The organism is Shewanella oneidensis MR-1, from assembly GCF_000146165.2.
In the GTDB taxonomy this organism is placed as follows: domain Bacteria; phylum Pseudomonadota; class Gammaproteobacteria; order Enterobacterales; family Shewanellaceae; genus Shewanella; species Shewanella oneidensis.
This window is the reverse complement of sequence record NC_004347.2, coordinates 3,330,731-3,342,671: the sequence shown is the minus strand read 5'-3', so window position 1 is coordinate 3,342,671 and position 11,941 is coordinate 3,330,731. Positions and strand designations below refer to the sequence as shown.

The following is an 11,941-nucleotide window of genomic DNA, read 5'->3' as shown; positions in this document are numbered from 1 at the left end:
AGATAGCTTATCTGTCGCTTTGCTGTTGATAATGCAAACGGTTCATTTAGTCTTTGTTTACTCTTTTTATTGGTCGCCGGATGAGCCGCTGTTGATTTCAGCTTATTGTGATGCGTAAGGATGATTAATGGGCGATGAATTTTTAATCGCAGCCTTGGTTTATGTGATTGCGTGTTTAGGTTTAGTGCTTTACCTTCAAAAACAATTAAGTAAGTTGCGCAGTAGAGTTGAAGCGTTAACCGTGTTAGTCAAAGAAGGCGATCGTCAGCGCGAGACTTTTAAGCGGGAGATGCAGGAGCTTCGCAGCGGTACTATTGGTATGGGGCGCCGTGTGATTGAGCTGGAAAAACGCTTACATCAACAATCTGAACGTATCGAAGAGTCGACCCAACAGGATCCTCAGGCAAAACTTTATACGCGAGCGATGAAGATGGTGGCCTTAGGTGCAGGTGTGGATGAATTAATTAAAGAGTGTGAGTTACCTAAAGCTGAAGCTGAGTTGTTAATTCGTTTGCACCGTAAATAGTCATGTTACAACTGCCTTTGGTCGCACGAATCTAAGACGGCCTTCCATCTCTAGAAAGCAGCAAAAAAACGCTGCAATAGGAAACTACTGCTTGGCTTTAGGGCGCTCCAGAATCGAGATCCTAGAAGTGCAGCGTTCCGTCAACGTTTTTACTGTGGGCACAGCGTTTTGCGGGTGAGCGTTCCGTTGACCTATTACCTAGAATCTATCAACTTTTCCTCTAAGCCTTATCAACAATCTTCTTATGCATATTGTTCCACTGCTCCGGAAATTTACCATCCAACATATACACAAATGCGATTAATTCGGCGATAAGCAGGTATAGCTCTCTTGGAATTTCTTCACCTAATTCAAGCAATCGAAGAAAGTTACTCAGGTGCGGATCTTGATGAATATATACGCCAGAGGCTTTAGCTAGGGCGATAATTTCGTCAGCGACCAGCCCTTCGCCGGATGCAACTACTTTAGGTGCATGCTTTCCGTCATAACTTAAGGCGACTGCTTGCTGGGTTTTGTATTCTTCTGCCATAGGTAGACTCTTAATTATGCTATTGTTTTCACTAGGAAATGATCGCCAGGGAGTAAGGTTGCTGGTACAGGCGCTAGTTGTGTCGACAGCTCTCCCGGTGTAAATCCCAATTGCGATAATTTTTGCCCGAGTGGAGCAAGAAAGTTGTCGACTCGATTGAGCAATGGCCGGCTGTCACCTTTGAATTGAATATCTAATACTTGTTGGTGAAAACGCGCCGATATCAGTAAGGGGCCCTGTGCAAGATTAAATTTCAATTGTAAATTCCAGCCCTTGTGGTTCTGTTGTCCATCGCTATCCGCTTCCCGCTCAAATTTACCTTCTAATTGTTCATGTCGTTGATTGATCCCATAGGGAAGGGCAAAAAACCATACTAAATTGCCATTATTTTCACTACTAGCCTGCTGATAAAGCTGCAGACTTGACGCGAGTTGCCCCATGCTTTCTAAGCCGCCCGCTTTGCTAAATTGACCCAGCTGGTGCTGAGATAATCCGATTTTGGTTTGGAGTTGTTCTAAGTAATCGGCTAATTTTGCACTCATTTTACTGTTAGTCATATTTGCCCTAAATCCTAATAGCAGTTGAAATAACGATGTAATTGCACCTGCATTTAGCAGCGTTGAAGCCTGACTCTGCTGCGGAGTTGAAAGATTTAAGGTCGCTAGCCCAAGGATACTGTCTTTTAATTCACTAGGATCGCTTAATTGGCCTAATGGATGTGGGCTCAAATTGGGTAAATGTTTTAAAAGTTCTGCGGCTAAATTCGCGCTAGTACGGGATTGCATTTGTTCTGTTGGCAGAGCACCTGCTTTGGTAAAGGCTTTTTGAAGTACTTGATTTACAGATATATTAGCCTCGTTTGGCTTGTTATGTTTATCTGAACTTATTGCGTCCTTCGCTTGTGTGTTGAGCTCAGGAGGCGTTGTTTGGAGATTAATCTCTGGAAACTTATTGCTAAGAGTTGCTGTTTGCACTGCAGCAGTCAGCTTTGGTTCAGTACTGGGTTGTAAACTTGAGGCAAGATGAAGATTTGATGGTGAGCTTTTTACACTAGCAACCTCATTGGCAACAGAAGCCGTTTGAGTATGGGGCATTTTTAGGTCTGAAGTTGATCCTCCTTGCGTGGCAGCCGTATTTAATTTGGCTGCAGAATTATCCGCTTGGGGGACTAGGCCTTCAAGTTTTCGCAAAAAACTCGCAATTATTTGAACGGGCTCCATTTTAGTGATAACGACATCGGCTGTTTTTTTATCAATAATGGGAAGTTGAGTTTCATTTATTGGGGCGCCGATTTGAATTTCGAGTTTGCTCAGTATTGGGGTCAACACTAAAATAGCTTTCCCTTGTGATAAGGCTATTTTTGCTTGATATTCACCCGAGTTGAGCCGCGTTCCCGGATCTTGTTGTACGACGGTTCCATTAGCAAATTGGAATTCTTTTGCAGTAACAATGACATTCGGAAGTGGATATCCCTGTGGGCGACCTGCGAGGGCAAATAGCTTTGCTTCAGAAATCCCATTTTGTTTTGCAAGCAATACGATGGCTTCAGGAAGCTTAAGGCTAATAGTATTGCCTAAGGTAATGAGTTGAGAGGGGGGGATTGCACTCGATTCACTTGCTTGATTTGGTACTGGATTGACTAAATATTGGGTAGCAATGATTAACGCCTGTCGTTGCTGAGCATTAGCAAGCTTTAAATTATATTCTGTACCATTTAGAATAATACTATCGCCTTCAGGAGTAAGCTTTACTTCCACGGGAATAGGGCGCGCGTTAGCACTTAGGTCACTGTTTGGTGGCCCAGAGGTGATTAATTGTGCGTTGGTAATCTGACTAGGTGGAATTGACTCCATATTAGACCCTTGTTGGAATATCTTTCGGTACGTTATTTAAAAATTAACAATTGACCAAACTGTTTTGCCAAGTATGCTTATGCGCTTTGTAAAGGCGGAGGCATTTTTCTGTCATACTCAGTGTATGACTCAGAAGACTGATCTTTTATCGTCACTTGTTTATGGTCACTTTAACGAAAACTCGTTAACTAGGCAGTACATTTATTTAAGAGAGCAATATGAAGTTGAAATGGATAGGGGTACTTTTAGGATGTGCATTACTGCCCAAGGTTTATGGTGCAGAGGTTGCTGTACCCGATACCACTCCAAAGGACACTGCTTCAGCTGTAAAAATTACTTACGAAGACCCAAGAGACCCCTTTGAAGGATTTAACCGTGTGATGTGGGATTTTAACTATCTGTATTTAGATAGATATCTATATCGTCCCGTCGCTCATGGTTATAACGATTACATTCCGTTGCCAGCCAAGATGGGGGTTAATAATTTTTTACAAAATTTAGAAGAACCCAGTAGTGTGGTAAACAACCTGTTACAAGGCAAATGGGGATGGGCTGCTAATGCTGGAGGCCGTTTTACGGTTAACACAACCATAGGCTTGCTTGGTGTTATTGATGTGGCAGACATGATGGGGATGACACGTAAACAAGACGAGTTTAACGAAGTATTAGGCTATTACGGTGTCCCCAATGGGCCTTATTTTATGGCGCCATTTGCAGGTCCTTATATCGTGCGTGAACTCGCGTCAGATTGGGTTGATGGTCTATACTTTCCCTTATCTGAACTCACAATGTGGCAATCCGTACTTAAATGGGGTCTCAAAAGCTTGCATGCTAGAGCCTCGGCGATTGACCAAGAAAGGCTTGTTGATAATGCGCTCGATCCCTATGCCTTCGTGAAAGATGCGTACATACAACACATGGACTATAAGGTCTATGATGGCAATGTTCCTCAAAAACAAGAAGATGATGAGTTACTCGATCAATACATGCAAGAACTCGAGTAAGCTCATGCGCTAACTTGGCTGCAGGAGTAATATGCAGCCAAGCCCATGCCGTATTAAATGATTCTTCCCATGTCATGATTGAATATTTGCTGTTGCAGTAAACGTTATGCGGGAATCTTTATGGCGTTAAATGATGTTTCAATTCTGTGGGTTGAAGACGACCCGGTATTTAGGCAAATTGTTGCCACCTTTCTAAGCGGCCGCGGCGCACAAGTAGTGCAGGCTGGTGATGGTGAGCAGGGCCTTATTCATTTCAAGCAGCAACGTTTTGACATTATTCTTGCTGATTTGAGCATGCCAAAGCTGGGTGGCTTAGATATGCTTAAGGAAATGAGCAAGTTAGAGCCGCTAGTGCCTTCAATTGTTATCTCGGGTAACAATGTCATGGCCGATGTTGTTGAGGCTTTGCGTATTGGCGCCTGTGATTATTTAGTCAAACCCGTCGCCGATCTTTTTATTATCGAGCAAGCTATTCAACAAGGGTTGCAACGACATCAGCTTGATGATATTTCGCAGACCGACCTTGATGTCTTATCTCATCAGGAACTGAGCGATAACTTAACCATATTAGAACAGAGCGTTGAAGCTGCGAAGCAAGTTCAGCAGCAACTTTTCCCTGCTTCAAATATCAGTTATCCCGCCGCAAAAGTCGATTACAGCTTGTTTAAAAGTAGTGATATCAGTAGCTATTTTATTGATTCAACGATGGTGGGGAGTGATTACTTAATCATGTATATGGCCCACCTCTATCCCGAGGATAACCGCGCAGCGTTTGCCTGTGTATTGCTACGCAGTTTTGTGAATCAAAAACTTAAGAGTTACCGTAGTGGCCAGAGTAAAACCATTATCGAACCATTCAATATGCTGAGTTACTTGAATGAACGTTTAGTGAAGTCTGGTCTAGATATCACAGTGGATATTGTTTATGTCGCGATTGAGTTAACGCGTTATCGCGCTGCGATTGCCCAAGCAGGGAAGGGGCTTAGATGTTACTTACGTAATGATGAAGGCCTGAGCCCATTAGCACTGTCGGATAGTTTGCAGCTAGGTCTATTGGACTGGGGCAAACCGAGTGTTCAGTTTCGCACTATCTTGCCACAGGAACAGCTTTGCATTGCCACCAATGAGCCGGAACATAAGCAGCTGTTATTGGATAATCAATTTAAAGGATTAGCTTATAACCCGCATTTACCTGCAGGTGGTTTTATACAATTGAGTTTATAAGAAGATAAGATGCTAGGACGCCACTACGTGGCGCTAGAATCTAGGGCGGCCTTTGGCCTCTAGGGCGCAGCAAAAAGCGCTGCTAGAACGCCACTTCTAGATTCTAGATTCTAGATTCTAGGGCCTCGCGCCTAACTCCTAAGGCCAAGTTCCAAAAAGCAAAGATGGCGACACAATAAAAAAACGCTGCATTTCTGCAGCGTTTTTATCGAATATAGGATTATTCGGGATGGTAGAAGCGTTCTAACAGTGCAAAGCTCTAGCAGCGAAGCACCCTAGAGCAGCAATTTTTGCTGCGTCATAGCTTCTAGCAGCGCTATCGTTTAATTGCTTCGTGTTCAGCAGTTACCGCAATTTCTGCTTCTAACGCTTCAGCTTCGTTATGATGTTTGCTTTCCGCGCCGTGCATCCAATCGACTAATTTATCCGCCATAAAGTACAGAATAACGCCTGAGAGAGCTGCGGTAATCGCAATACCAGAGAAAATTGCCATTGCATTAGCAAGTTGTTCTTCTTTTTCTCCGCCGTGGCCGATAAAGGAACCCACCACACCACCAATTTTGTTTGCGGCAGCTACGAATAGGAACCAAGCTCCCATCATTAAAGAGGCAATACGCAGCGGAGCTAGCTTAGTTACCATAGATAAGCCAATAGGTGATAAGCAAAGTTCCCCCATGGTATGGAAGAAATAAGCACCCACTAACCACCACATGCTTGATTTAGCGGAGGCATCACCGCCCATTTCAACAACGGCACCAATCATAAAGAGGAAACCGATAGCTAACAGCACAAGACCTAAAGCAAATTTAACTGGTGAGTTAGGTTCATTTTTACCTAAACGGATCCAAATAGAGGCAACAACAGGAGCAAATAACACAATGAAAATGGCGTTAAGTGATTGGAAGTAAGTTGTTGGTACTTCCCATGTGCCAATGTAACGGTCAGTGAATTCATTGGTAAATAAATTCATTAAGCCGCCAGCTTGTTCGAAACCAGCCCAGAAGATGATGGTAAACAAACCAAGTACCATGATGACCTTAATACGGTCACGTTCAACTTTCGTAAGGGGTTCTTTGCGAACATTGCCTAATTTAGCTTGGCGCTCACGCTCAAGCCTAGCCGCTGGCACAGTACCAATATCACCCAGTAATTTTTGTGCAAACAAAAACTGGATAACCAAGGAAAGTAGCATACCAATCCCGGCACAGAAGAAACCTGCTTGCCAGTTATTGATAAATACTTCTTTACCATTGATAACTTCAGCATGACCAAAGCTGGTATAGGCCCAAGCAACAACGAAGCCAGATAATGCCGCTCCTAAGTTAATCCCCATATAGAAGATGGTAAACGCACCATCGCGTCTATGGTCACCTTCCTCATACAGATCACCCACCATAGTAGAGATATTTGGTTTGAATAAACCGTTACCCAAAATCAGTGTTCCTAAGCCGATATAGAAAACAGTCGTTTCAATACCAGGAAACCATGCATGCGGTGCGGCTAGCATAAACTGGCCTGTTGCCATTAAAGCGCCGCCAAAATAGATAGCTTTACGTTGACCCAGAAAATTATCAGCTAACCAGCCACCGATAAGTGGAGTTAAGTAAACTAAAGCCGTGAAGGTACCATAGAGTGACAGCGCGTCGGCTTGGGTCCAACCTAACCCTCCGCCTTGCTTGCCAACTTGGTCCACCAAATACAGCACCAAAATGGCACGCATTGCATAATAACTAAAACGTTCCCAGAGTTCTGTCGTAAACAGAAGGAACAGCCCCTTGGGATGGCCAAGCATTGTCCCTTGTGGTTTTGCTACGCTCATGAAGTTTCCACCTTAAGCTCGTGATTGCCTGTGGCGCCCCTGAAACAGGATGATGTCACCACAGAAAAATGGTTGTTGCTCTGCTCATTTATCCTTAGTCAATTCATGATTTAGCTCTAGCTTAACGGCAAAGGTAAATTGTTGAATTGCTACGATTTAAGTATGAGTTATTGTTACGTTCTTATAATAAAAGTAATATTTTAAGCGTTAAATTGGATATTTTCGCTAAAAACCCATCTTATATACCCTTTAAAAGTAACTAAAGTCAATTTTGACTTGCTAACTGGTGAGATTATCTGCAACTCGCCGCTAATGCCGATTAATATTGATTTTTCTAATATATTGTGACTTTGTTTAGATACCGAGCGGCTATGCTTTAGCGGCCAAAAAACTGCTTCCATCTGTCTTCACTACTTTGTTATGATTGCGAGCCGTGAATGGACGTCACTTAACATAGGGTAGTGAGATTAATAGATGAAGGCATGGTACCTTTTGTACTGTAAACCTCGTAGTGAAGTGAGGGCACAACAGAACTTAGCACTTCAAAATTTAGAGACGTATTTACCCATGGTCTCTGAAGAAAAATCTCAACGCGGTCAGAAGCGGATCTGCCGTGTGCCTTTATTCCCAAACTACTTGTTTATCAATTTTGACCCAAGCCAAACCAGTGTTAAGCAGGTCCACTCTACTCGCGGTGTGAGTCGTATCGTTAATTGTCAGGAAAAAATGACACCCATAGACGATCGCATTATTCACGCTATTCGCATGAAAGAATTAACCCCTTCCCAATCGGTTTTAGATACTCCGTTAGAGCTAAAAACAGGGGAAAAAATTCGTTTCAAAGACGGCCCGTTTGCTGACTTAGAAGCTATTTTTCAAGAGAAATGCCCAAACAAACGTTGCCACGTTTTATTTAATATTATGGGACAGATCAATATCTTAACTGTGCCAGAACAGTCTGTGGAACGAGTGTGAGTTGTGAACTATTTCACTATGTTGATTAAGACTTTAGCTTAGAGTTTTGTAAGACATTTGCCATAGGTTGAGTTATTTCATTTCAAACGATAGTGAGCCTGAAATGAAAAGTATAAAAATTTCAGTATCTTATGTTTATTCATGTGTTGGAGTTGTATCACAAAACTAAATTTGCACCATAAAAAGTTAAACATAATTTGTATGCACATTTTTTAAACAAACGACGTAGTGGTTTAGCTGTACAATTTTTGTGGCTGATTTAAGTGGTAAAATTGTTGTGTGCAACTAAAGTTTTACTTGTTTTTTACACTGTAGCAATATGAGACTCGCGGGCTTAATCTGTCAGTCAGTCTTAGCTTTTTTGAAGATGGTAGCGAAACTAAAGATGCTTAACTGATCAGTTTGGGACTTCGGAAAAGCAACAGTTAAATCGCATTATCGCAAGCAGTAATCGCTAAGTTTTTGAAAAAATATATTTTTCGCTGTGCGAAGGGCAATATAGAGGCCGCAATCTATGGGCGGTAGCGTGCCTGAAAGCAAAGAAGGACGTTGCTTTGCAACTGCTAGAACGCAGCAAAGAGCGCTGCTCTAGGACCTAGAATCTAGAAGGGCGTAGCCCGCACTGCTTTATCATTGTTTTTCATCTTTAACCCAATCGGAGATATCTGGTGTTACAACAACTTAAAAAATACATCAAAGCGGCCAATCGAGTCGCGATATTCGCAGGCATGAGTGCTGCAATATTGATGGGCGCTCAGGCGCAAGCCGTTACGCCCTCTCCGCAGATGATTGAACAATTCAAACAATTACCCAAAGCTGAACAACAGCGCTTAGCAAGACAATACGGAATTGATCCCAGTATGATTTCCGGTAGTCAAGCACAGCCGCAGATAGCAAATCCGCAGGTTGTTTCTGAGCGTGACATGCAATCTGAACGCTCCGATGCAACAACCGATAAAAAAGAAAAGGCAGAATTAGATTTCTCTGTGGATTCTTCCAACCTCAAGCTTCGTCGTTTTGGTTATGAAATGTTTGCGGGTGAGCCAAGTACATTTGCACCAGTGTCTGATGTGCCTGTACCTGGGGAATATCTTGTTGGTCCAGGCGATAACATCAAAATACAGCTTTATGGGAAAGAGAATAAAGAATACGACCTAGTGATTAATCGCGAAGGAGTGATTCAATTCCCTGAGTTAGGCCCTATCCCTGTAAATGGTTTAACGTTTTCAGAGTTAAGAGAAACGCTGGCGCAGCGTATTCAACAACAAATGATTGGAATTGAGTCCAATATCACCATGGGTGAATTGCGCTCTATTCGTATATTTGTGGCGGGTGATGCTTACAAACCTGGTTCATACACCGTTTCTAGCTTATCGACTATCACCCAAGCGTTATTTGTTGCAGGTGGCGTTAACGAAATCGGCTCACTGCGTAATGTGCAATTGAAACGTAATGGCAAGCTTGTTGGCACCTTGGACTTATATGACCTGCTGCTAAAAGGTGACGCATCAGGCGATCAACGCTTACGTTCTGGTGATGTCGTCTTTATTCCTTCAATTGGTGGCCTCGTTAGCGTTTCTGGCGAAGTAAGACGCCCAGCCATTTATGAGTTAAAAAATAATGAATCCATGGCTGATGTTATTGCTATGGCTGCGGGGTTAAATCCTGGCGCGTATCCAAAAAGCAGTTCAGTCGAGCGTTATAACAGCAAATCGTTAAAAACAGTCATCAACGTCGACCTCACTAGCGAACAGGGCAAAATGACATTGGCCAAGGCGGGTGATGTTATTCATGTTAAAAACGCTTCTGAGCAGTTTGAAAGTGCTGTAACTGTAGTCGGTGCCGTTGTGCGCCCTGGTAAATATCAATGGTTTGCGGGGCAAAAAATCAGTGATGTTTTTCCCTCAATTTGGGGTGATTTAGCCATTTCAGCTGATTTAGATTATGGCTTAGTGGTTCGCGAAGTGAACCAATATGGTGATATTGAAGTTCGTCAGTTTTCACCGGGTAAAGCGATTAGCAATAAAAACAGTGACCAAGATATTGAGCTAAAAGCCCGTGATAAAGTCATCGTGTTTAATTTTTCTGACGATGTACAAAATCGTTTCGAGCTGAATAAGTTAGTTAAACAGCGCGTTGAGAAGGTGACTTCCTTAAATACCAATACGCTGATCAGTTCTGATTTATTCAAAGCGGGATTTGTCCAGCTTGATAAGAGCAGATTAACCCAGCGTACACAGTTGGCTGGTGTTGTTGTAACCGACAAAACCGAGTCAGAAGATGTTGCTGTGGTTAAAGGTGTCGTCAACAAAATGCTGGCGAATTTATTTGATGATGCAGAGTTACTCAAGCTGAGTAATCAAATGGCACGCCAAGAATTGCTCTATCCGGTGATGGTTAAGCTTAATAATCAGGGCCGAGCAGGGGCAGGGATTCAAGTTGTCGGAGTCGATGGTCAGGTACGTTTACCAGGTCTTTATCCACTAACCTCTGGTGCGAAAGTTAATGACTTAATTGTTGCGGCAGGCGGCTTAAAAGAAGGCGCCTACACAACCAGAGCCGAATTAACATCAACGGTAGTTGATAATTCAGGCTCAAAAACTGAGCACAAAAATATCGACCTTGCTCTAGCACTGCAAAATAACTCAAGTGCCAATTTAATGTTATCCGGCAGAGATATTCTTACCGTGATGACCACGCCTGATTGGCAAGAGACCAAAGTGGTTGAGGTAAGAGGCGAGGTTAAATTCCCTGGTCGTTACAATATTCGCCGTGGTGAAACTTTAAGCGACTTAATCACCCGAGTGGGTGGTTTTACCGACTATGCTGCATTACCTTCAGCAGTCTTTGTGCGTGAATCTGTGCGTCAACAAGAACAGATTGAAATCAAAAAGCTGGCAGACCAACTGCGTCGCGATATCGCTACCCGTGGGATTTCAAAGGATGGTACGGTGGTTAATTATGCCGATGCGCAATTAATGCTAGCTGACCTTGAAAATATTAAAGCGGTTGGCCGTTTAGTTGTCGATTTACCCGCAATTTCACTCGGTATTACTCAGGCGGATTTGCAGTTAGAAGATGCTGACATTTTATATGTCCCTTCAACTAAGCAAACAATTGCGGTAATGGGTGAAGTTCAACATCCCGCCACCCACAGATTTAAAGACGGATTAACGATAGACCAGTATCTAGCAATGTCAGGCGGTGCAAGAGAGCGTGCTGATGCCGGTCGAACTTACGTTATTCAAGCAAATGGTTCGGTATTGATGCCATCACGCTCAAGCTGGTTTAGCAGTGGTGAACAATTACAACCGGGTGATACTGTGATTGTGCCATTAGATACCGAATATAAAGATAATCTAACTCTTTGGACGCAAGTGACAGGCATTATCTATAACACCGCTGTCGCTATCTCAGCCATCGCAGGCTTGTAAAACGAAGATGATAGGTCGCTGCTTCGCCGCTGCTAGAACGCTTCACTCTAGGACGCAGCAAAAAACGCTGCTCTAGGACGCTTCGCGCTAGAACGCCACTATGTGGCTCTAGAATCTAGCAGGGCGCAGACCGCTCTGTTTTCCTCGATTCTCGCGACTGAAAGGAGCTCTCATGCGATTCGAACAACTGGATGTTTGGAAAAGAGCTTCGAGATTATCTTGTCAAATATATCAAGTGACAGAATCAGTAAGTAATTGGGGTTTTAAAGATCAAATAACCCGTTCAGGATTATCTATCCCTTCAAATATTGCTGAGGGTGAAGAGCGTGAAACACTAAAAGATCAAATTCGCTTTTTGTACTATGCCAAAGGCTCTCTAGGAGAACTAGTCACCCAACTTTATATAGGTATTGAAGTTGGATATTTGGCAAAGGAACCCGCGTTACTTATGGTTCAAGAAGCAAAAGAATTAGCCAAAATCTTAGGTGCAATTATCAAACAAAAGCAAAGTAAGAGTAAAAGCTAAGAATAACTCGGCTTCGCAGCGGCTAGAACGCCACTACGAGGCTCTAGAATC

The 11,941-nt window shown here is 43.0% G+C and carries 9 protein-coding genes; 6 read left to right on the top strand and 3 right to left on the bottom strand.

The genetic code is table 11. From position 1 onward, the window contains the following. The first annotated feature begins 127 nt into the window (after nucleotides 1-127). The gene (locus tag SO_RS14930) at nucleotides 128-526 is read left to right on the top strand and encodes a DUF2802 domain-containing protein (RefSeq protein ID WP_011073087.1); all 399 of its coding nucleotides are present in this window, start codon (nucleotides 128-130) and stop codon (nucleotides 524-526) included. Between the two features lie 220 nt (nucleotides 527-746). Here the strand turns inward: SO_RS14930 and SO_RS14925 are convergent, their stop codons facing one another. Then, nucleotides 747-1,055, bottom strand: coding sequence for an EscU/YscU/HrcU family type III secretion system export apparatus switch protein (locus tag SO_RS14925; RefSeq protein WP_011073086.1), 309 nt, complete (start codon nucleotides 1,053-1,055; stop codon nucleotides 747-749). 14 nt (nucleotides 1,056-1,069) lie between these two features. Continuing rightward, a complete protein-coding gene (locus SO_RS14920) occupies nucleotides 1,070-2,908 on the bottom strand; it encodes a hypothetical protein (RefSeq protein ID WP_011073085.1) in 1,839 nt (612 codons plus the stop codon). A gap of 218 nt (nucleotides 2,909-3,126) precedes the next feature. Between SO_RS14920 and SO_RS14915 the strand changes: the two genes are divergently transcribed. Continuing rightward, nucleotides 3,127-3,912, top strand: coding sequence for an MlaA family lipoprotein (locus SO_RS14915; protein ID WP_011073084.1), 786 nt, complete (start codon nucleotides 3,127-3,129; stop codon nucleotides 3,910-3,912). A gap of 120 nt (nucleotides 3,913-4,032) precedes the next feature. Next, nucleotides 4,033-5,136, top strand: coding sequence for a response regulator (locus SO_RS14910; RefSeq protein WP_011073083.1), 1,104 nt, complete (start codon nucleotides 4,033-4,035; stop codon nucleotides 5,134-5,136). Nucleotides 5,137-5,452: 316 nt separating this feature from the next. Here the strand turns inward: SO_RS14910 and SO_RS14905 are convergent, their stop codons facing one another. Further along, nucleotides 5,453-6,955, bottom strand: a complete 1,503-nt coding sequence (locus tag SO_RS14905) for a peptide MFS transporter (RefSeq protein ID WP_011073082.1) — start codon at nucleotides 6,953-6,955, stop codon at nucleotides 5,453-5,455. 474 nt (nucleotides 6,956-7,429) lie between these two features. Here SO_RS14905 and rfaH point away from each other — a divergent pair, with 474 nt between their 5' ends. The 3 genes from rfaH (at nucleotide 7,430) to SO_RS14890 (ending at nucleotide 11,890) form a co-directional block, all read left to right on the top strand. Next, on the top strand, nucleotides 7,430-7,930 hold the full coding sequence (rfaH, locus tag SO_RS14900; protein ID WP_011073081.1) for a transcription/translation regulatory transformer protein RfaH: 501 nt from the start codon (nucleotides 7,430-7,432) through the stop codon (nucleotides 7,928-7,930). Between the two features lie 668 nt (nucleotides 7,931-8,598). Next, nucleotides 8,599-11,364: an SLBB domain-containing protein gene (locus SO_RS14895; RefSeq protein WP_011073080.1), complete on the top strand. Its 2,766-nt coding sequence runs from the start codon at nucleotides 8,599-8,601 to the stop codon at nucleotides 11,362-11,364. Between the two features lie 172 nt (nucleotides 11,365-11,536). Further along, the gene (locus SO_RS14890; protein WP_011073079.1) at nucleotides 11,537-11,890 is read left to right on the top strand and encodes a four helix bundle protein; all 354 of its coding nucleotides are present in this window, start codon (nucleotides 11,537-11,539) and stop codon (nucleotides 11,888-11,890) included. The last annotated feature ends 51 nt before the right edge of the window (nucleotides 11,891-11,941 follow it).